Raw genomic sequence first — 21898 nt, 5'->3', positions numbered from 1 at the left:
GAAACTCAGGCCTGTCCCCTGCGGAGAATATTGTTTAACAACCCCGTTTTATTTTTTGAGCTGGTCGGCCGACTATTCCCCGGTTTGCCGCTGTAGGATTGATTAATTTCCTGTTCGGCTTTTTGTAACAGCGCGAGGTCAGGATTGGTCTTTTGCAGGAAGCGTTGCCCGCAGCCTTCACTGAGATGCAGTTTTTTCTTCAGCATTTTCATTGAATCCATCAATGATTTAGCCCGGGCAATGGCTTTTTTACTGGCATCAAGTTGTTCGGTGGAAAATTGTTCGGTTGCCATGGTATTTACCTGATAGTTATTCTCACGCTTATTTTAGCAAATAACCGAATTTACCTTTTCTCTGATAGTTGATTGTCTGGATACAGGGTAAGATAAGCCCGCTTTCCGGTTCCCTGACTTATCCCGAATTACTATGCCCTTCGCACTGAGCCGTTATTCCCGAACGATTTCCCGGACTTTGATATCACTCCTGCTGTTTTTCCTGATATTGCCCATCAGCACGGGGCTTTATGCAGAGGATAATAAAAAGCCGATCAGAATTGCTTATTTTGCCGATGATGCGCCCTGGATGTTTACCAACAGCGAGGGAGAGGCCGACGGTGTGTTTCATGACCTCTGGGAACTGTGGTCGGAAAAAAGCAACGTTGATATCCAGTTTGTGGTGTCTTCTCCGGAAAAAATTGAGGCCCAGCTTAAGGGGTCTGAAGTTGATGTTCTGGCTTACCTGCCACCGGGCATGGAGGATCAGTTGCGCAAGAACGGTCTGGAGAGTGTACCGATTCACTCGTTTGTTCCTGTTCTCTTTGTCAGAAAAAGCAGTCAGATAAGCAGCTTTGAGGAGGTAATTGCGAAACTCCGGGTTGGCTACATCAAAGGTTATAACTGTCAGCCCTGCCTCAAAAGCTTTAATGCAGAAGCTGTTGTCGTGCCCTTCACTTCAGGCTCATCTATGGCCACAGCAGTATCCAAACGTGAGATCGACGCGATACTTGGCGGTCGTTCAAGCTTGAGCTACTACTTGCATAATCTGGGTGTTAAAGATGAATTTCAGGTGGTGCCAACGCCTTTGCCACCCGTTGAAGTCAAGGCCATTGTTGCCCCGGGTCGAACGGATCTTGTGCGTGTTATTGAGCATGGGGTGGCGAAAATTTCTGATCAGGACAAAGCAGATCTTATTGAAGAGCTGTTCAGGTTTACGCATTGTCACCCTGAAAGTCTGGTCGTTGCCCTGGAGACCGACCTTTCCCCGCTGTCTTTTATCAATGCACTGGGTAAACCCTCAGGCCTGTTTGTTGATATCTGGAACTTATGGTCAGAAAAAACAGGAACACTGATTAAATTCAGAGTGGGTCTTATTGGTGAAAACATAGCTGCTTTGCAAAAAGGTAAGGTCGACGTTATTGCTGCCGTGTCTCCGACGATGGAACGAAGCCAGTGGATGGCGCTGTCAAATCCTTACTATGGATTGAATACCCGAATTTACTTTCGCCCTGACAGCAACCTGGGTGATCCCGGGGCGGATTTAAATGGTAAAAAGCTGGGTGTGATCGGTTCTTCAAGCCCTGAGGAGTTCGTCCGGCGCTGGTTGCCGGATGCTTATCCCATTGAACATGGTACTGTCTCCGAGATGATTGAGAGCCTGTTCTCCGGAGAAATAGATGCATTTCTTGGCGAACCGGTGATTGTCCGGTCTGCCCTGAATCGCCATGGTCTGGTGGGGGAGGTGAACTCCAGCGAGTACTTTAATCTGAATGAGGCGGTTGGGGCCGGCCTTTTGCTGAACAGGTCGGCAGACTTATTGCCGGAGTTGAATAATGGATTTCGGGCCATCACACCGGATGAGTACCGTGCCATTGAAAACCGTTGGATTATCAGTAGTCGAGATCGCTATTTTCGCCACAGCGGCTCAGTGGTTGAACTGAGTGATTCCGAGCGCCGCTGGTTAGCTGAAAATCCGGTGATCAGTGTTCTGGTTGATAATAATAAACCGCCATTTTCTTATATTGATAGAAGAGGGCAATGGCAGGGAATGACCATAGCTTATCTCAAGCTGTTGGAAGACAGGCTGGGCATCACCTTTCAGCTTCATCAGGACCCCGTATGGACCAATGCCTTGATTCAGGCTTATCGCCATGATGTTGATGCCGTTGCGATGTTACAGAAAACGGAAGAGCGCAGCCGTTATCTGAATTTTACCAAACCATTTGTCAGTGTGCCGGCCGTGATCCTCGCCCGTGATTCCGATAAAAGCATCCGTTCTCCGGGCCATTTAAATGGGAAAAGGGTTGGTTTTACGCCAGGTTATGTCACTTATGAAATCTTTCAACAGAACTACCCGGGTATCAATTTTGTCAAGATGCCGGATATTGCCACAGGCTTGAATCAGGTTGCCAGTGGAGTTCTTGATGCCATAGTGGTCAACCTGGCTTCTGCAAGTTATGAAATAGAGCGCATGAAAATAACCAACTTGCAGGTGGTTGCTGAAGCGGGTTTTAACTATGACTTCAGTATGGCATCAAGAAACAACTCTCCTGAACTGGCCTCTATCCTGGAAAAAGCGGTGGATACCATTACTCCGGAAGACCGGGAGGCTCTTGAAAGCAGCTGGCTGTCGATTCAGGGAGGCATGTGGCGGCCTAATAAAGAGTTGTTTATTGGTCTGGTATTGATTCTGGTGACATTGATTCTCATTGTTTACTGGAATCGTCGTTTAACCATCGAGATTGCTGACCGTGAAAAAGCAGAAGAAGGGCTGCGGGTTCGTTCCGAACTGGACCGCCTGCTGAGTGATATTTCCAGGCATTTCATGGACCAGCCGGTGCATCGGGCCAATGACTATTTTCTGAGTCGGCTTGGGCGCTATCTCAACGCTGAAGCCGTCTGCATCTTCTCCTGGGAGCCCAAGGCCCGTATTGAGCATTACTGGTCATGCCGACCTGATCCTGATCCCGCAGCTTTTGAGCCACTGTTTGACCATGACTTTTCCGGTGTTTATGGCGAGGTGAAAAAACATCAGGGCAACATTCTTATTCGTGATGAAATATTGCAGAAGGGGGACCTTGAAGGTGCTGCCATTCTGGATGATTTGGGGGTTTCCATCGCGGTCTATGCCCCTATGTTGCTGTTTGGTCGTGTGGTGGGTGGTATTGGATTGATCAATACGCCGGAAAAATATCAGGTCTATATCCATGAAATGGATTTGCTGCATCGAATGGGTGAGCTGGTGGCGGTTGCCCGTGATCGTCAACATGCGGAAGATGCCTTAAGAGTCAGTGAGGAACGTTACCAGCTGGCAATGGATGCGGCTTCCGATGGTCTCTGGGACTGGGATGTCCTCAGGGATAACATGTATTTAAGCCCCCGATATCAAACCATGCTGGGTTACCAGCCCGGGGAACTGTTGGGCAATATCAGGACCTGGCGACAGCAGCTTCATCCAGAGGATAAAATTTCCACCATTCATTTTTTTGAACAACAGCTGGAGACTTCCGATAAATCGTTTCAGTTTGTTTACCGTATCCGCAGGAAAGACGGCAGTTATTGTAATGTTCGCAGCAAAGGGAAGGTGGTGTTCAGGGATGAGCTGGGGAAACCCCTTCGGGTCATTGGTACAACCGTGGATATTACTCACCAGATTGAACGGGAACGTGAGCTGTCGATGGCCCGTTTCTCCCTCGATAGTGCCGGTGATCATATTCACTGGTTCAGGAGGGATGGTTACCACAAGTATGTCAATGAGTCTGCCTGTAAAGCCCTGGGATTTTCCCAGGAAGAGTTGATGAAACTGTCCATCATGGACATTAACCCGGCGGTTACCCGGAGTTCCTGGAAAAAGCTCTGGGAGCAGCTGGAGCTGAGAAAAGGTATGACCTATGAAACGCTGCGAAAAACATCCGATGGCACTGTTTTTCCAGTGGAGATTACTGCGAACTATATGGAGTATGAGGGAGAAGGGTACCTCTTTGCTTCCGGGCGCAATATCACCGATCGAAAACAGACTGAAGAAGCGTTGCGCAAGGCGAAAGAAGTGGCTGATCAGGCCAATCAGGCAAAAAGTAATTTTCTGGCCAATATGAGCCATGAGATCCGTACGCCGATGAATGCCATTATTGGCTTGAGTCATCTGGTTCAGGAAACCAGGCTTTCTTATCAGCAGCGGGATTACATCAGTAAAATTCAGTCATCTGCCCATGACCTTCTGGGTATCATCAACGACATTCTTGACTTCTCAAGAATTGAGGCAGGCAAACTCAATATGGAAAATATTGAATTTGACCTTGGGGGCGTTTTTGACAACGTCTATAACCTCAGCAGTATCAAGGCCAGGGAAAAGGGCCTGACACTGACTTACGATATTCAGTCGGATGTGCCCAGACATCTGCGGGGTGATCCGCTCCGGCTTGGGCAGATACTGATCAACCTGACCCATAATGCCCTCAAGTTTACCAGTGAAGGCGAAGTCAATGTGTCTGTCAGGCTGGTCAGCAGCAGGCAGGATGTGGTCAGACTTCAGTTCTCGGTGGCCGATACGGGCATTGGTATCAGTAAACAGCAGCAGAATAAGTTGTTTCAGTCATTTTCTCAGGTTGATGGGTCAACAACCCGGAAGTTTGGTGGTACCGGGCTGGGGCTGGCTATCTGTAAAAACCTTGTGTACATGATGAATGGGGATATCTCTGTTGCCTCAGAGCCCGGCAAGGGCAGTACTTTTTGCTTTACCGTTGAACTGGGTGTTGCCCATCAGACTCAGGTTCTGGAGCGGTCACTTGCCGGGGTTCGTGTGCTTGTGGTGGATGATAACCCGACAGCAAGAGCACTTCTGATCAGTCATTTGCAAACATCCGGGTGCGAAACCCTGGAAAGTAACCATGGTGACGAAGCGCTGGCGTTGCTGAAAGAGAAGAATTCCGGTGCTGATAAGGCCGTTTCTCTGGTGCTGCTTGACTGGAGAATGCCGGATATGGATGGCATTGAACTGGCAGAACGCATTCATAAACTCAATCTTGCCCCGGAACCCAAACTGATGATGGTTTCGGCCTATGGCCGGGAAGAGCTGATGGCAAAAGCCTCAGGTACAGTGGATGCTTTTCTGATTAAACCGGTCAATCACAGCGTTTTGATAGAGACTATTTTGCGCCTGTTGCAGTGTCAGAATAATCCGAAAACTGAAATCATCGAAGAAGCTCGATTTTGTGAGATTATGCCTAAAGGCCGCATACTGCTGGCTGAGGATAATGAAATCAACCGGCAGGTTGCCCGTGAGCTGTTACAGGGCATGGGGCTTGAGGTCGTCATGGTCACGAACGGTGCCGAAGCGGTAGAGCGGGTGAAGCACGAAGACTTTGACCTGGTCTTTATGGACATTCAGATGCCTGAAATGGATGGGTATCAGGCAACACGGAAGATCAGGCGAAAGCTTGGCAAGGATAAGCTGGTAATTATTGCCATGACTGCACACGCCATGACCGGTGATCGGGAGCGCTGTTTGCAGGCTGGAATGAATGATCATATTTCCAAGCCATTAAGTCCTGCTGCTCTCAAGCAGATGGTGCGTCACTGGTTGCAGGCAGGAGAAACCGATGTGCATCAGACTGTTGCTTTGCCTCAGGCATCAGAGAATACGTCCTGCCTGAAACTGCCGGGAATAGATGTAGACGATGGTTTGCAGAGGCTTCAGGGCAACCGGGCGCTTTATGAAAAGCTTTTGACAGACTTCTATCATGGCCAGCGGGAAGATCTGATCCAATTAGAAGGGCTTCTGGAAACCGGCAAATGGCATGAGGCTTGCCAGTTGGTGCATGCATTGAAAGGGGTTGCCGGTAACTTAGGGGCAAGCAGCCTGCATGATCAGGCTGCTCAACTTGAGCATAGTTTACGCAGACAATTTGAAATGCCTGACAACAGCTTGATGGACTCGTTTGTGCTGGCCTTTGAACAGGTGATGGAAGGCCTTGAACATTTGCCTCCGGTAAAAGAAGGTTTGGAACCCGCCGGGGAGGGGGCTATTGCCGTTGGTGAGCTGAATGAACTGCTTGATGAGATGGAGCAAAAGCTCAGTGAAGGCGATGTGGATGTGGTTTCTCTGCTGCCAACGCTTATTCATGGACTGAATGATCAGATTGACCACAAAGAGCTGACGTTATTTCAGGATGCGGTTATCAGTTACGACTTTGACGAAGCCTATGGGGTGCTGGTGGAAATCAAAAAGAAAATCAGCTGATAGCTTGCCACTCACCCAGAGTCATGACTCTGGGTGAGTGGCATTGGCTGGGGCGACTATTTTTGCAGTTCGGCCTTTGGATCTATTGCATAGGGTATTTCATGAACCTGCAGCTGATGGCTTTTTTCTGTATCCAGAAAGACATCGTTGGCTTCAGCCGCTTCAATCCGAATAACCGCCAGTAATTCAATGTTGCCGTTTTCGACATTGCAGGCACGCTGGATGACTTCACCAACCGGTTTACCATTACTGCTGTAAAGTCGGGTGTTAATGTCAGGTTGTTCGGCGCTTTCCAGACTCAACCAGTAACACCGGCTTTTCTGCTGACCAAGGTTTTGCATTCGGGTCACAATTTCCTGCCCGGTATAGCACCCTTTTCTGAAGCTGACCCCGCCAAGGGAGGGTTGATTGAGGTGTTGGGGAATGTATTTATCGATGGTTTCCTGACAAAGCTCTGGAATGACTGACTCAATATTCAGTAACGACCAGAAATCTTCCGTTGCAGGTGTAAGCTCTTTGGTCAGTTCTGGCCATAAAAGAGGAAGGTCATCCTGATGAAGCCAAAGCTCATAGCGAGTCCTGACACCAGCGGCTTTTATAAGGTAGCCATTGCCGGAGACTTTGATAACTTCGTTTTGCTCTGGAAGTGATGAGTCGGGGAACATTTTGCTCAGCAGGGTGTCGATATTGGCTCCGGACAGGCCGAGAACCACGTGCTCAGGTTGACTGGTGAGATTAACCTTAAAGAAAACCGCGTACTTTTTCAGAGTGTCGAGAGTGGTTTCAGTCAGACCTGAGTTCATGGTCAACAGGTAGTCTTCACCATTGTCCATGATTTTGAAACTGGTATACATCCGTCCTTTAGGGGAGCATGCCACCCCGGTGCTGTATTGATGAGCAGCCAGCTGAAGCATATGTGTTGAAATCTGTCCCTGCAAAAACTTCTGGCGATCGGTGCCATCGATTTTGATAATGCTGTGGCCAGAGAGTACTGAGACAGAATTTTCATCCAGTGCCTGTGGTGTTTTGGCAAAGCCTGTCAACCGCTCTTCTTTATAAACAGCGCCCTGAGTTGTTAAGTAGGTCTTCCAGTCGGTGGCCATCTGATTACCTTGTTATCTGGTTGCCGCAATTGCATTTAATAGTTGCTGGCATAATAGAAGATTATTGCTGCGAATTTAAAGGTATAATAACCGGCAAAATCCATAATAGGAGTTATTCTAAGATGCTGGGTGAAAATGAGCTGAAATGCCTGCAGTGGCGAAGTCGTCGTGGGATGCTTGAGCTTGACGTGCTTTTGGAACCTTTTACCAGGGAGGCGCTGTCTGAGCTCAGTGAAGCTGATCAGCTAACCTATGTTCGCCTGTTGGAGTGTGAAGATCCGGACCTCTTCAGTTGGTTTATGAGTGGTACAAGGCCTGAAGATCAGGCTCTTAGCTGCATGGTTGACAGAGTATTGGAGCGTGGGCGCTACAAAGGCGAGTCTTTGTGAAGTTAATGTAAGAAGTTCCCGTTACCACCTTGTTTTGATGCTTATCTGCCATGGTGCAGCTTGTATTGCACTGTGGCTTTGTTCAGTCTGGCCTGTTGTCAAGTTTGCCCTGGCCATGGTTCTCGCCTTGCATTTCTATCGACGCTACCTTCAATTTATTGCTCAGAGTCTTCCGACCAGTATTTCTGTAATTCGTTTGCTGGAAGACCAGTGGCGAGTGAATCTTGGCGGTGCCTGGTATCGCGCCTGGCCCGAGGGTGAAATTGTTGTCACCTCAATATTGATTTGCTTTAAGTTGAGAGTTGAGGGTAAGCGGCACCCTTCCTGCCTGATTCTGTTTCCAGACAGTGCTGACCCGGTTGAGCTGCATGGTTTCAGGCTGAGGCTGATGCTTGAGTCTCACTCTCTGTTTGGTGGCAAGGGCGAGGGGCACGTATAGTTCATGCCCATCGTGTTCGGCCTGAATGTCTTCATTGTGACATTGCTGCCTCTATCAACTAAGGCCTCTGTAATCCCTGAAGTTATTCTTCAGGATCGGATTCGGTGAACATCCACAAAACGTCAACAGCCCCTGAAGTTCTCTGGAACCAGAATCGTGTCTTCAGGAACAGGATTCGTATGAAGGTAATCCAGCGTGTAGTGTAAACCGCGGGACTCTTTTCTGGCCATGGCGCATCGAATAATCAGCTCAGATACCTGGGCAAGGTTGCGCAGCTCTATCAGGTCATTGCTGACTTTGAAATTGCTGTAGAACTCATGAATTTCCGATTGGAGCAGCTCAACGCGATTCATTGCTCTTTGCAGACGTTTTGTGGTGCGGACAATACCCACGTAATCCCACATAAAGCGGCGAAGTTCATCCCAATTGTGAGAGATAACCACATTTTCATCGGAATCTGTTACCTGGCTTTCATCCCAGTTCGGCAGAGAGGGTGGTTGTGGGTATTGATCAATGGTATCGCGTATCATCCGGGCGCAGCTTTTGGCAGTGACAAAGCACTCCAGCAGTGAATTGCTGGCCAGCCGATTAGCACCATGCAGGCCGGTAAAACTGCACTCACCAACGGCAAAAAGGCCTTGTACGTCGGTTTGACCGTTTTTATCAACCAGTATTCCACCACAGGTGTAATGGGCAGCAGGAACAATAGGGATTGGGTCTTTGGTGATGTCGATATCGTAGCTGAGGCAACGCTCGTAAATGGTTGGAAAATGAGAGCGAATAAACTCCGCCGGCTTATGGCTGATATCCAGGTAAAGGCAGTCTGACCCCAAACGCTTCATTTCATGGTCAATGGCCCGTGCCACAATATCCCTGGGAGCCAGCTCTTCCCTGGGGTCGTAGTCTGGCATGAACCGGCTGCCATCGGCCCGTTTGAGCAGGCCGCCTTCGCCCCGAACGGCTTCTGAAATCAGAAACGACTTGGCATTTGGGTGGTAGAGGCAGGTCGGGTGAAATTGATTAAACTCCATATTGGCAACCCGGCAGCCTGCCCGCCAGGCCATGGCAATGCCATCTCCGGACGCACCATCGGTGTTACTGGTATAAAGGTAGGTTTTACTGGCACCTCCGGAGGCAAGCACGGTACAGCGGCTCTTGAAGGCATGCACCTGGTCTGATAGAAGGTCGAGTATATAGACACCAACGCAGCGCGGTTCATGGTGGTGAATGTGAGGTTCCAGTTTGCTGGTGGTGATCAGGTCTACAGCCAGGTGATGGTCGTAAAGGTCTATGTTCGACTTTAACCTTGCCTGTTCCAGTAAGGTATCTGAAATAGCCCGGCCAGTGGCATCTGCGGAGTGAATGATTCTGCGGGAGCTGTGCCCACCTTCCCGTGTCAGGTGGTAGTCGAAGGGCCGGTCAGCGGTATTATCCGGTGTGAATGGTACGCCCTGGCTGATCAGCCACTCAATACTCTCTCTGCCATTCTCCACGATATGTCGAACAGCCGACTCGTTACACAGGCCTGCACCTGCGGTCAGGGTGTCTTTCACATGCTGGTCGATATTGTCACCGGTCTGGTCCAATACCGCCGCCACGCCTCCCTGCGCCCAATAGGTTGAGCCAGCGCTTAATGAGTCTTTGCTGAAAATGGCTATTCTGGCATCATCAGGCAGCTGCAGTGCCGTGGTCAGTCCGGCTGCGCCAGAGCCAATGATGATTACATCGTAATTATAGGGCTGTTGCATAAGGCTCCCCGGTCATCAAGTCACTCTGACATCTTTTATCCTTCCTATAATCCACAGGAAAATGAATGCAGTGTGGTTTTAATGTGCTAGCCTGTGGAACTGTACATGTCTGGATAAGTAACATGATGAGTTCTTTATTGAGTGGCTTAGCTATTTATCGGTATGATTAATGACAGTTACTGGTTATGTGCATCAGGCTAAAGAGGCTATTTTACGGGTCGATGTTAAAATTGCTGCTGACCTGAATCAAGAGGCCCGAGTAAACTTGTCTGACCTGTGTATTTTCTCAACCGGGCCAGCCGGGTACCTGGAATGTTCATTGTCAGGGCATTATATAGAATGTCTGGAAGTTACTGTAGTGTCGTTGACGTGCTAAAAATAACCTGTCGGTTTTCCAATATAATTACAACACCCGGATAAACCGGGTTGTGGTGGACAGATACCTTTTGAAGTAAAAAATTGAAAATATCAGGAACTTTTCTTCATTTTGATGGTCTATATACTTGCTGCTGAGCTAAACCCTTTATTGCACGATGGTGCCTTTTATGGTGTTCCTGCCATGCATGGGTGGAGATGCCTGAATGGTTGATAGTCCGGATACTGATCAGCAGTTGGTTGATCGTGTAAAGCAGGGTGACAAGAGAGCTTATGATGTGTTGGTTATTAAATATCAACACCGTATTCTTGGGCTGGTTGGTGGTTATCTCAGTGACTTTCAGGAAGTTCAGGATGTTACGCAAGAGGCTTTTATAAAAGCGTACCGTGCACTGGATAAGTTTCGTGGTGACAGCTCTTTTTATACCTGGTTGTACCGTATTGCTGTCAATACAGCCAAAAATCATCTGGTATCCAAGGGGCGAAGATTGCCAGAGTCTGATATCGATGTTCATGATGCAGACTTCCTGGAAACAGCGACTACCTTGAGGGTCGTTGATACCCCTGAGCGCAACCTGTACTGTAATGAAATCGAGCAGGTTATCCATGATGTCATTCAGCGTTTACCCGATGAACTGAGAACAGCGGTAATGTTGAGGGAGTTTGATGGCCTCAGCTATGAAGAAATTGCCGATGTTATGGATTGCCCGGTAGGTACTGTACGGTCCAGAATTTTCAGGGCTCGTGAAGCCATTGATCGTGAGATCAGACCGTTATTAGGGCAAAGTGGTTAAACAGGGTTTAACTCATGTGCGACAGAGTGAAGGTCGGCATGAATACCAGAGGTTTGTCTATGAGTGAAAAGAGTTCTCAAAACAGTGTCAGAGAACATTTGAAAGAATCTTTATCGGTTTCTCTGGATGGGCAGGCCAGTGAGCTGGAATTGCGTCGAGTGATTGATAGCATCGGCAAGGACGATGACCTCCGGGCGCTTGCGGGTCGTTATCAGCTGATTGGTGAGACACTCCGTGGTAATAGCAGCAAATTTGCCAATGTCGATATTTCCAGGGGCGTGATGAATGCCATAGAGCAGGAAGAGGCCGGTACTACCGGTGCGCAGAATGTCTCTGAAACAAAAGGTTCTTCCGCGATCAGTCCCGTACCCGGTCGCTTTTTTGAGGATGTATGGGCTTCTTTGGGTAAGGTTGCGGTTGCAGCCTCGGTGGCTTTTGCCATTGTTGTCGGGGTCAGAAACAGTAATCCGTCTCCTGATTTGCAGGTTCTGGCTGAAAATGAACCGGTTACCCTGACTCAGCCAGTGCAGCTGGCGCAATCGGGTCATAACGATTACGGTGCATTGGGTATTCGTGCCGGGTACAACTCAAGGCAGCATGACGGTATTACCCCTGAACAACTTGCTTATGCCCAGAGTCTTGCTGACAGGGCAACCAGGGAGCGTTTTCATGCCTATGCACTTCAGCATGCAGAGCTTTCTGCAATGGGAAGTGGCCAGAGTATTTTGTCATTTGCCAGATTGACCAGTTTTGACAACCAATAAATTTATGAAACAGATGCAATGGATTACCGGAAAGTTACTGGTTCTATGTTTTTTTGTCAGTGGCTTTGTGTCTGCGGAAACATCACCCGATGCAGGTTACCTGCTTGAAAGAATGGCTGCTTCCGCCAAAAGTCTGAGCTTTCAGGGAGAGTTTGTTTATCAGCAGGGAGCACAGTTGCAGACATTAAGTGTTGTTCATCAGGCTGAAGCTGAGAATATATCGGAAAAAGAACGCATTCTCTATCTGGATGGTGCTCCCCGGGAAGTCATACGCTCCGGAAATGAGCTTTTCTTTTCCAGTTATAACGAAGGGGTGACCAGGTTTCAGCATGGTTCATTGATGCCGGTAGTAAGCAAGTTCCAGTCTGGTGTATCTGAGCGTTTCTATGACTTGAAAATTGTAGGTATTGACCGCGTTGCTGGTCGAGAAGCCGTGCTGTTGCTTGTGCTGCCGAAAGATCGTTTCCGTTATGGCTATCAGCTATGGCTTGACCGAGTATCCTCACTGTTGTTGAAATCAGTGCTGGTTGATGATCAGGGTAAAATAATTGAGCGACTGCAGTTCACTTCCCTGAATATTGGTCAGCTGTCAGATGATGTTCTGGCACTTCTGGACCGCAAGCCCTCCGGTGTCGATGAAACTATTCAGTTAAAAAGCAACCCGGAACACTCAGAGAAACCTGATGTGCCCCCGGAATGGGAAACGGGCTGGCTGCCTGATGGCTTTGTGCTGGAAAACAGCACCGTCCGTCCTTCTCCGGTCAGCAAGCACGATGTAGATGCTTTGATTTTTTCTGATGGAATTGCCAGTTTCTCTGTCTTTGTTGAGCAGGATGATACTAGGGTGCTAAGTCAGGCTTCTGAACAAATCGGTGCTCTTTCGGCGGTTTCAAAGATTTACAGAGAGGGTAATCAGTACTTCCATGTGACGGTTGTTGGTGATATTCCTCTGGGGACGGCAGAGAGGGTGGCTGTATCTGTTCGTCCGGTAAAAATAAAGCCTTGATGTAATGATCAAGTAAGTTTGCTGGACTTGAAGACTGGTTTTTTTTGTATTATTTCGTTACCGATCTATATCAGGTTTTCAGGAATATGATAGAAGAGCAGGGACGAGTTGTGGCTGTAGAGCGTGATTTTGTCTGGGTTGAAACAATCAGACAGTCCGGTTGTTCAAGCTGTAGTGCCCGAAATGGTTGTGGGCAGCATCTCTTTGAAAAGTACAGGGTCGGCTCATCCTTTTCATATATCAAAGCGGTTTGTCCCTGGGTAGTGAAAGAGGGTGACATGGTTGTGGTCGGTATTCCGGAAGGCTCCTTGCTAAAGGCTTCTTTTCTGATTTATCTCTTCCCGCTTCTGCTTATGATGGCTGGCATCTGGTTGTCCTCTGTAATGGGGGCAGCAGATTGGTTGCTGCTTGTCTCAGCTGGTTTGCTCCTGGCATGTGGCTTTGGTGCAGTAAGGTTATTTGGGAAGAGGTCAGCTGATATGTGCCGTGTTGATGTGGTAAGGGTATTACCCTCTGACAATTTGTCGTTATCAGGCAGCTCCTCCGGGCGAACGCTTTCTTCCAGGCAGGAATGAGTTTTCTTGTTTTATTTCTGATGCTGCCGGGTCGCCTTGTTATCACGTAATTATAAATAATATCGCAGGAGCGTATGGCTCCGGTGAGTTTTTTCAATAGTCGAATACTGGAGAAAACATAATATGAGTAGGGTGTTTTTTCTCTGCAAAAAGTCACTTTATAACGTTGGGTTTTCCCTGCTTTTGTTTTACGCAACACTGGCAAATGCTTCAGTCAGGGGTTCCGGGCTGCCAGATTTTGCGGCATTGTTTGAACAGGCATCACCAGCGGTAGTGAATATCAGTACTCTGGCCACGCCAAAAGCGAGACCGTCAATATATGGGCCGGGCGGGGAGGAGATTCCTGAAATTTTCCGCCGTTACTTTGGTATCCCGCTGCCTGATGAAAACCCTTCCGGACGTTCTCAACCGATGTCACTCGGTTCTGGCTTTATTATCTCGTCAGACGGTTACATTCTGACCAATAACCATGTTATCGAAGGTGCTGATCAGATTATTGTCAGACTCAGTGACAGGAGTGAGCGTTCTGCAGAACTTATCGGTGCCGATAAGCGTTCGGATCTGGCGCTGTTAAAAATTAACAATGACCGCAGTCTGCCCGTCGTTAAACTTGGTGATTCCGAGAGTGTTAAATCTGGTCAATGGGTAGCAGCAATTGGGTCTCCGTTTAATTTTGAATACTCGATTACCAAAGGCATTATCAGCGCTCTGAATAGAAGCCTGCCCAGCGACTCCTATGTCCCGTTTATTCAAACCGATGTCCCTATCAATCCGGGTAACTCGGGTGGTCCGCTGTTTAATATGAATGGCGAAGTCATCGGAATTAACTCCCAGATTTTTACCCGCTCTGGCGGTTTTATGGGGCTGTCATTCGCCATACCGGTTGATCATGTTATGTGGGCGGTTGATCAACTGAAAGAGAAGGGTTATGTCACCCGGGGATGGCTGGGGGTCGCCATTCAGGATGTGGATCGGGATCTTGCCGAATCGTTTGGTCTGGAAAAACCCATGGGGGCGCTGATCAGTCAGGTGGTTCCCGGTGGTCCGGCTGATAAGGCAAGGCTTCATCCCGGCGACATTATTGTCAGATTTAATGAAAGAGTCATCAGCAGCTCAGGCGTATTGCCAATGTCGGTGGGGGTGATAAAACCCGGCGAAAAAGCCAGGCTTGAATATATCCGCAATGGCAAGCGCAAGACCGTAGATGTTGTAGTGGGTGAGCTGCCGGATGAAAACAGTGGTGCCCCTGAACATAGGGGAGATAAGACGCCTTCTGATAAAAACCCTCTGGGTGTTCAGGTAGCTGAGCTTGATGAGAATTATCGCAGTAAGCTGCGCCTGGATGAGGATGTTCAGGGGCTGGTGGTGATTGGAGTTAACCGGGGTGCTGGCCGTTCCATTGGATTGCGTCAGGGCGATGTTATCACGGACCTGAATAATAGCAGTGTGACAACGGTAGCGGAATTCAAAAAAGTGGTAGCCAAACTGCCCAGGAACCGCTCAATTTCAATGCGGGTTATTCGCGGTGGGAATCCCGGCTACATCACCTTCCGGTTACAGGGGTGATCAAATGTGGATAGCACGGTATATGACCATGGAGTAGTGTGCTGACATGTTATAGAATATTATGGAATCATTTATGCAGGTCAGACACGTGTTAATTGCTGCCGGAGCTTTAGCCACAGGCATGAATAAAATCAATTCATGCTGTTTAACAGCCGGTAAGTCAGTTTGATCCGCAGGCCAATTCCCTAATTCAAGACGGTCCCCGCGATTGCGGGGATCGCTTTTTGTGACGTTTTTACAGTAGATACTATCGTGAGCGACCTAAGCTTAATCAGGAACTTTTCCATCATTGCCCATATTGATCATGGGAAATCAACCCTGGCTGACCGTTTTATCCAAACCTGTGGTGGGCTCAGTGATCGTGAAATGCAGGCCCAGGTGCTTGATTCCATGGAGCTTGAGCGTGAACGTGGCATCACCATCAAGGCCCAGAGTGTGACGCTGGATTATCATGCCAAAGATGGTAATACCTATCAGCTGAATTTTATCGATACACCAGGACACGTTGACTTTTTCTATGAAGTTTCACGTTCCCTGGCGGCCTGTGAAGGTGCGCTTCTGGTGGTGGATGCGGCCCAGGGTGTTGAGGCACAATCCGTTGCTAACTGTTACACCGCCATAGAGCAGGGGCTGGAAGTCATGCCCGTGCTGAATAAAATGGATCTGCCCCAGGCAGAGCCAGACCGGGTCTCCCAGGAAATTGAAGAGATTATCGGTATTGACGCAACCGATGCTGTCCGCTGCTCTGCCAAGAGTGGTTTGGGCATTGAGGATGTTCTTGAGCGACTGGTGTCCACTATTCCTGCTCCTGAAGGTGACATCAATGGGCCATTGCAGGCACTGATCATCGATTCTTGGTTTGATAACTATCTGGGTGTGGTGTCTCTTGTGCGGGTGAAAAACGGTACGTTGCGCAAGGGAGAAAAGATCGTCGTTAAATCCACCAAACAGTCTCATGTTGTGGATAATGTCGGTATTTTCACGCCCAAGCGGACGCCCACCGGAGTTCTTAAAGCCGGTGAGGTTGGTTATGTGGTTGCCGGTATCAAAGATATTCAAGGTGCTCCCGTCGGTGACACCCTGACTCATCTGAAAACCCAGGATGTTGCAGCGCTGCCAGGCTTTAAACATGTTAAGCCGCAGGTCTATGCCGGCTTGTTCCCGGTCAGTGCGGATGACTTTGAAGATTTTCGTGATGCGCTGGAAAAACTGAGTCTCAATGATGCCTCCCTGTTTTACGAGCCGGAGAGCAGTGACGCGCTGGGCTTTGGTTTCCGTTGTGGCTTCCTGGGCATGCTGCACATGGAGATCATTCAGGAGCGACTTGAGCGGGAATATGACCTGGATCTGATTACCACGGCTCCCACGGTAATCTATCAGTGTCATATGAAAAACGGCAGTGTGGTGGAAGTTGATAACCCTTCCAGACTGCCTGACCCTGCAGGTATTGACGAAATTCGTGAACCCATTTCCCGGGCCAATATTCTGGTACCCCAGGAATATCTCGGTAATGTGATTTCTCTCTGCGTTGAAAAGCGCGGCGTACAGAAAGATATGCAGTTCACGGGTGGTCAGGTCTCACTGACCTACGATATTCCGATGAACGAGGTGGTGCTGGATTTCTTTGACCGACTGAAATCGGTGAGCAGGGGGTTTGCTTCTCTGGACTACTCTTTTGATCGTTTTGAAACCGCTAAAATGGTTCGGGTGGATATTCTGATCAATGGTGAAAAAGTCGATGCACTGGCGGTTATTGTGCATAAGGATCACGCCGTTTCCCGCGGACGGGTGCTGACGGAAAAAATGAAAGAGATCATTCACCGCCAGATGTTTGATGTTGCCATTCAGGCGGCCATTGGTGGGCAGATTATTGCCCGGACCACGGTAAAAGCGCTCAGAAAGAACGTCACTGCGAAATGCTATGGTGGTGACGTGAGTCGTAAGCGTAAACTGCTGGAAAAACAGAAGGCCGGTAAGAAACGGATGAAGCAGGTTGGGCGTGTGGAAATTCCTCAGGAGGCTTTCCTGGCAGTTCTAAAGGTCGACAAATAATTCACCATTGATTACATAAGAGAAAAACAGCCATGGATTTTAACTTTCCGCTGCTATTGGTACTGTCGGTTGTTGTTACAGGTATCATCGCACTGATTGACCGACTTTTTTTGTTACCAAGGCGAAAGGCTGCTGTTGCCATGCTCGGTGCCGAGGGCGGAGACGATGACGCCCTTGAGAAGCTGGCCAGGGAGCCTACCGTGGTTGAGACCTCCAAGTCTATCTTCCCGGTTTTGCTGTTTGTTCTGGTGATTCGATCCTTTTTGTTCGAACCTTTTCAAATTCCATCTGGCTCCATGATTCCGACCCTGGAAGTGGGTGATTTTATTCTGGTTAATAAATACAGTTACGGTTTGCGTTTGCCCGTGTCAGGTACCAAGGTGCTTGCCATCGGTGAGCCTGATCGTGGTGATGTGATGGTGTTTAAACAGCCAGGGAAAGAAAATATCAACTTTATCAAGCGTGTGATCGGTTTGCCTGGCGACGTTGTGCAATATATGGACAAGCGGCTGACGGTGAACGGCCAGGCGGTTCCTGAAGAGTTTGTGGCACAACTCAGTGATGCCCGATCCATTTATCGTCTCTATAACGAAGGTGATGAAGGCAAGCGCTACCAGGTTCGTAAAGAGCTGACCAGTCATGATTTCCGGGCTGAAGGTGAGTGGGTTGTGCCTGACGGCATGTACTTCGTCATGGGGGATAACCGTGACCGAAGCAATGACAGCCGGTATTGGGGCTATGTTCCTGAACAGAATATTGTTGGTAAGGCGGTTTACATCTGGATGCACTGGCCGAGCTGGACTCAACTTCCCGGCTTTAAGAACAACGGGGTGATTGAGTAAGCTGTCCAAGGAGAGAATCTTATGTATGGTATGAAGAGCCGACAACGAGGCAGTAGTGCAGTCAGTTGGCTGTTTTACCTGTTAATTGGTGGACTATTGTTGTCTTTTGCGGTTAAGGTTGTGCCCTTTTATATGGATGATCACTCTGTGAAGCAGGTGGTATCTTCATTAACTGACCGGCCAGGCTCTGCCACTGCATCCGTTACCCAGGTGAGAACCTGGATAAATAAAGGGTTGCAGCTAAACCTGATCAAGCTTGATCGCAATGAGGTTAAGGTCACCCGCGAAAACGGTGTTGTCGTTGTCGATATTGACTACGAGCGACGGATTCATTTTTTCCATAACGTTGATCTGGTATTAACGTTTGAACATAACTGGAAAGCTGGAACTCAGTGAAAACGCTTGAACTTGCCCGACTGCAGAAAAAGTTAGGGCATGAATTTTCCAATCAGAGCCTGTTGGCGCTGGCGCTCACCCATCGCAGCTTTGGCAGTCGTAACAATGAGCGATTGGAGTTCCTTGGCGACTCGATTGTCAACTTTGTTATTGCTGAAGCCCTCTATGAGCGCTTTCCCGATGCCAAAGAAGGGCAGTTGAGCCGCCTGCGGGCTCGAATGGTGCGCGGTGTAACCCTGGCCGAGCTTGGCCGGGAGTTTGAACTGGGCGACTTTCTTCGTCTTGGCTCCGGTGAGTTGAAAAGTGGTGGCTTCAGGCGGGAGTCCATTCTTGCGGATGCGGTTGAGGCCATTATTGGTGCGATTTACCTGGATGCCGGTATGGCCGTTTGTCACCAGCGAATTCGCATCTGGTTTACCACTCGTCTGGATCAACTGACCACGACGGATGAGCAGAATAAAGATCCGAAGACCCGCTTGCAGGAATATCTGCAGGCGCGGCAGCAGTCACTGCCAAAATATCAAGTGACAGATATTCAGGGGGAAGCTCATGACCAGCACTTTTCAGTGATTTGTGAACTGGAATGTCTGGATGAGCCGTCGAAGGGGGAAGGGTCGAGTCGTCGTGGTGCTGAACAGCAGGCGGCTCGCAATGCATTGAAGTTGCTTGGCGTTGATCATTAAGAGCGCAGAAAACAGATGACATCTGATGTAAATCGAGAAGAGCCAGCTGCTCATGAACTTAGCCTTTCCGATACCGTTTCGGAACACAGCCGCTGTGGCTACGTCGCCATTGTTGGCAGACCCAATGTTGGCAAATCAACCCTGTTGAATCACCTTCTCGGCCAGAAGCTTTCCATTACCTCCCGCCGCCCCCAGACTACCCGCCATCAGGTTCTGGGTATCAAGACGGAGCAGGGGGTTCAAACGGTCTATGTTGATACGCCGGGCATGCACAAGGTGCAAAAAAAGGCGATCAACCGCTATATGAATAAAGCGGCCAGCAGTGCCCTGGCGGGTATTGATGCCATTGTTTTTGTGGTTGACCGCCTGACCTGGAATGAAGAGGATCAGATGGTCCTTGAAAAGGTACAGGGTGCCCGCTGTCCGGTTATTCTTGCGATTAATAAAGTGGACAAGATCACGGATAAGGGGCAATTGATCCCGCACCTTGAGTCTCTGTCAACAAAAATGGATTTTCATGGGGTGGTGCCCATCTCTGCGCAGCACGGCCATAATCTGAAACAGCTGGATGAAATGATTACCCGGCTGATTCCGGCAGGCGTCCATCATTTTCCTGAAGATCAGCTGACGGACCGCAGTTCCCGTTTTCTTGCCGCTGAGCTGGTGCGGGAGAAGGTCATGCGTCAGCTGGGTGATGAGCTGCCTTATGAAGTGACGGTGGAGATTGAAGAGTTCAAGCATGAGTTGCGGCCGAAAGGTCCACTGTTGACCATCAGCGCCTTGATTCTTGTGGAGAGAGCGGGCCAGAAAGCCATTGTTATTGGTGACCGGGGAGCACGACTGAAAAAAATCGGACAGGAGGCCCGCAAAGATATGGAGTACATGTTCGACTCAAAAGTCATGCTGAACCTTTGGGTTAAGGTCAAGGCAGGCTGGTCTGACGATGAGCGTGCCCTGAAAAGTCTGGGGTATGATCACAACCTGTGATTGGTAATGAATTCCATAAAGCCTGGTTGCTGCATCGGCGCTCTTATAAAGAGCGCTCAGTGATTGCTGAGTTTTTAGTGGAAGGTCATGGCCGTGTGGCCATGGTGGTTCGGGGAGTCAGGCAGTCAAAGTCCCGGCTGGCTTCGCTGTTACAGCCTTTTCATCAGGTACTGGTGCGCTGGAAAGGGCGAAGTGAGCTGAAAACACTGGTTGACCTGGAGCTTGACCGCTTTACCTTTCTGACCGGCGAACGGCTTTATTGTGGGTTCTATGCCAATGAGTTGTTGATGCGATCAATGATTCCGGGGCAGCTGGTGGATGGCGTGACGGATTTATACCGGGACCTATTGGCCCATCTTCATCAGAGCGTGCCTCTTGAGCCATTGCTCCGTTCCTTTGAACTGGATTTGCTGGAACTCTGCGGCTATGCCCCGCCGCTTGACTGGGACGTGGTCAGTGGTGCGCCTTTAAAAGAAGGCATGGTTTATCGCTTTGAACCTGAGCATGGGCTGGTACCGACCCATGGACAAGTCAGCTACCATGAGAGACCGTTTTGCTACACCGCAGAGTTGCTGCAAGCACTCTCGGCCAGGGATTTCACCAATGCTGATTTCTATCCGGGTTTCAAGCGTTTTACCAGGCAGGCCATGAAACCGCTTATCGGAGACAGGCCAATGCAGAGCCGCATGCTGTTTACTAACAGAAAACCTCAACCGCCACCGGAGAGGCCATTAGTAGAAAATGGCGCACTCTCCAAACCCCGATAACGGTCGCACAATTCACTGCGCCATTTTCTACATTTTCTACAACAGGTGTATTTATGATTCCTCATCAGCGTATTTTGCTGGGTGTCAACATTGATCATATTGCAACCATCCGGCAGGCCAGGGGGATTCGTTATCCTGATCCTGTTCAGGCGGCAATTGAAGCTGAAGAGGCCGGGGCAGATGGCATCACATTGCACCTGCGTGAAGACCGCCGACATATTCAGGACCATGATGTATTCCGGATTCGTGACGTTCTGCAGACCAGAATGAATCTGGAGATGGCAGTGACCGATGAAATGGTTGGCATTGCGGAAAAGCTCAAACCTGAACATGTCTGCCTGGTTCCGGAGAAGCGGGAAGAAGTCACCACTGAAGGCGGACTGGATGTGAAAGGCCTGTTTGACAGTGTGGCTCCCGCCTGTGAGCGCCTGGGAAAACAGGGGATTGAAGTCTCGCTGTTTATTGATCCTGATCTGGATCAGATTGAGGCCGCTGTCAGGGCCGGAGCGCCAGCCATTGAATTGCATACCGGTGCTTACGCTGAAGCTTCGACGGCTGAAGCCATGCAGGATGAGCTTGACCGTCTTAGAAATGCGGTGGTGTTTGGTCTGGAACAGGGGCTGGTCGTCAATGCCGGCCATGGCCTTAATTATCAGAATGTTGAGCCTGTTGCGTTGATCGCTGGTATCAATGAGCTGAATATTGGTCACTCGATCATTGCCCGTGCCCTGTTTACGGGATTGAAACCAGCGGTGCGTGAGATGAAAGCCCTTATGTTGGCAGCTGCACGGACTGCGTTTTAAGTGATTGTTGGAATAGGGACAGATATTGTCCGTATTGATCGGATTGAGCGCTCACTCAGTCGGCTGGGTGAGGCGTTTGCCAAGAGGATTCTCACGGACCATGAGCTGTTGCAATGGCAGCAGCGTTCATCCTCACCGGCCTGGCTGGCCAAGCGCTTTGCGGCGAAAGAGGCCGTTGCCAAAGCGTTTGGTACAGGAATCGGAAAACTGTCATTCCGGCACATAGAGGTAAGAAATAATGCCTCAGGTGCTCCTGAGTTGTTTTTATCGGATTATGGTCTTGAATTGCAGCAGCAAAGAGGGGTTAAGCGGCTTCACCTCAGTCTTTCTGATGAGCAGGATAATGCGATTGCCTTTGTAGTACTGGAGAGCTGA

At 49.2% G+C, this 21898-nt stretch carries 19 protein-coding genes; 16 read left to right on the top strand and 3 right to left on the bottom strand.

All coding sequences use genetic code 11. The features are described 5' to 3' along the window. Positions 1-5: 5 nt before the first annotated feature. Positions 6-293: a hypothetical protein gene (locus ACO6VE_RS08615; RefSeq protein ID WP_422448382.1), complete on the bottom strand. Its 288-nt coding sequence runs from the start codon at positions 291-293 to the stop codon at positions 6-8. 133 nt (positions 294-426) lie between these two features. On the opposite strand from ACO6VE_RS08615, the gene ACO6VE_RS08610 reads away from it, so the two are divergent. Beyond that, complete coding sequence (locus tag ACO6VE_RS08610; RefSeq protein ID WP_422460830.1) at positions 427-6234, top strand: response regulator; 5808 nt, start codon at positions 427-429, stop codon at positions 6232-6234. A gap of 56 nt (positions 6235-6290) precedes the next feature. On the opposite strand, the gene ACO6VE_RS08605 is transcribed toward ACO6VE_RS08610, so the two are convergent. Next, a complete protein-coding gene (locus ACO6VE_RS08605; protein ID WP_422460829.1) occupies positions 6291-7337 on the bottom strand; it encodes a YgfZ/GcvT domain-containing protein in 1047 nt (348 codons plus the stop codon). A gap of 122 nt (positions 7338-7459) precedes the next feature. On the opposite strand from ACO6VE_RS08605, the gene ACO6VE_RS08600 reads away from it, so the two are divergent. Beyond that, positions 7460-7726, top strand: coding sequence for a succinate dehydrogenase assembly factor 2 (locus tag ACO6VE_RS08600; RefSeq protein ID WP_422448376.1), 267 nt, complete (start codon positions 7460-7462; stop codon positions 7724-7726). Continuing rightward, complete coding sequence (locus ACO6VE_RS08595; RefSeq protein WP_422460827.1) at positions 7698-8165, top strand: protein YgfX; 468 nt, start codon at positions 7698-7700, stop codon at positions 8163-8165. Before ACO6VE_RS08600 ends, ACO6VE_RS08595 begins: the two co-directional genes overlap by 29 nt. A 122-nt stretch (positions 8166-8287) precedes the next feature. On the opposite strand, the gene nadB is transcribed toward ACO6VE_RS08595, so the two are convergent. Continuing rightward, a complete protein-coding gene (nadB, locus tag ACO6VE_RS08590) occupies positions 8288-9913 on the bottom strand; it encodes an L-aspartate oxidase (RefSeq protein ID WP_422460825.1) in 1626 nt (541 codons plus the stop codon). A 581-nt stretch (positions 9914-10494) separates the two neighbouring features. Here nadB and rpoE point away from each other — a divergent pair. From rpoE to acpS, 13 genes are all read left to right on the top strand, one after another. Beyond that, the gene (gene rpoE, locus ACO6VE_RS08585; protein ID WP_101746214.1) at positions 10495-11082 is read left to right on the top strand and encodes an RNA polymerase sigma factor RpoE; all 588 of its coding nucleotides are present in this window, start codon (positions 10495-10497) and stop codon (positions 11080-11082) included. A 59-nt stretch (positions 11083-11141) separates the two neighbouring features. Continuing rightward, positions 11142-11846, top strand: coding sequence for a sigma-E factor negative regulatory protein (locus ACO6VE_RS08580; RefSeq protein ID WP_422460823.1), 705 nt, complete (start codon positions 11142-11144; stop codon positions 11844-11846). Beyond that, positions 11833-12852, top strand: coding sequence for a MucB/RseB C-terminal domain-containing protein (locus tag ACO6VE_RS08575; protein WP_422460821.1), 1020 nt, complete (start codon positions 11833-11835; stop codon positions 12850-12852). Before ACO6VE_RS08580 ends, ACO6VE_RS08575 begins: the two co-directional genes overlap by 14 nt. Positions 12853-12938: 86 nt before the next feature. Then, positions 12939-13427 carry a SoxR reducing system RseC family protein gene (locus ACO6VE_RS08570; RefSeq protein WP_422460819.1) on the top strand — a complete coding sequence of 163 codons (489 nt, stop codon included), beginning with the start codon at positions 12939-12941 and terminating at the stop codon, positions 13425-13427. A 123-nt stretch (positions 13428-13550) separates the two neighbouring features. Then, positions 13551-14993: a DegQ family serine endoprotease gene (locus ACO6VE_RS08565; protein ID WP_422448364.1), complete on the top strand. Its 1443-nt coding sequence runs from the start codon at positions 13551-13553 to the stop codon at positions 14991-14993. Between the two features lie 252 nt (positions 14994-15245). Next, a complete protein-coding gene (lepA, locus tag ACO6VE_RS08560; RefSeq protein ID WP_422460817.1) occupies positions 15246-17045 on the top strand; it encodes a translation elongation factor 4 in 1800 nt (599 codons plus the stop codon). 32 nt (positions 17046-17077) lie between these two features. Beyond that, positions 17078-17887 (top strand): signal peptidase I, encoded by an 810-nt coding sequence (gene lepB, locus ACO6VE_RS08555; protein ID WP_422448360.1) that lies wholly within the window; start codon positions 17078-17080, stop codon positions 17885-17887. A 21-nt stretch (positions 17888-17908) separates the two neighbouring features. Continuing rightward, positions 17909-18283 carry a DUF4845 domain-containing protein gene (locus tag ACO6VE_RS08550; protein WP_422448358.1) on the top strand — a complete coding sequence of 125 codons (375 nt, stop codon included), beginning with the start codon at positions 17909-17911 and terminating at the stop codon, positions 18281-18283. Next, positions 18280-18966 carry a ribonuclease III gene (rnc, locus tag ACO6VE_RS08545; protein WP_422448356.1) on the top strand — a complete coding sequence of 229 codons (687 nt, stop codon included), beginning with the start codon at positions 18280-18282 and terminating at the stop codon, positions 18964-18966. The genes ACO6VE_RS08550 and rnc overlap by 4 nt, the downstream gene beginning before the upstream one ends. Before the next feature lie 15 nt (positions 18967-18981). Next, positions 18982-19953: a GTPase Era gene (gene era, locus ACO6VE_RS08540; RefSeq protein WP_422460815.1), complete on the top strand. Its 972-nt coding sequence runs from the start codon at positions 18982-18984 to the stop codon at positions 19951-19953. Then, positions 19950-20720: a DNA repair protein RecO gene (gene recO, locus ACO6VE_RS08535; RefSeq protein ID WP_422460813.1), complete on the top strand. Its 771-nt coding sequence runs from the start codon at positions 19950-19952 to the stop codon at positions 20718-20720. The genes era and recO overlap by 4 nt, the downstream gene beginning before the upstream one ends. 53 nt (positions 20721-20773) lie before the next feature. After that, positions 20774-21523 (top strand): pyridoxine 5'-phosphate synthase, encoded by a 750-nt coding sequence (gene pdxJ / locus ACO6VE_RS08530; protein ID WP_422460811.1) that lies wholly within the window; start codon positions 20774-20776, stop codon positions 21521-21523. Continuing rightward, a complete protein-coding gene (acpS, locus tag ACO6VE_RS08525; protein WP_422460809.1) occupies positions 21524-21898 on the top strand; it encodes a holo-ACP synthase in 375 nt (124 codons plus the stop codon). It abuts the gene before it with no gap.

Origin of the sequence: Endozoicomonas sp. ALB115 (genome assembly GCF_049310245.1) — a bacterium.
Classification (GTDB): Bacteria; Pseudomonadota; Gammaproteobacteria; order Pseudomonadales; family Endozoicomonadaceae; genus Endozoicomonas.
The sequence above is the reverse complement of the archived record's forward strand: the minus strand, read 5'-3'. Positions and strand labels throughout refer to the sequence as shown.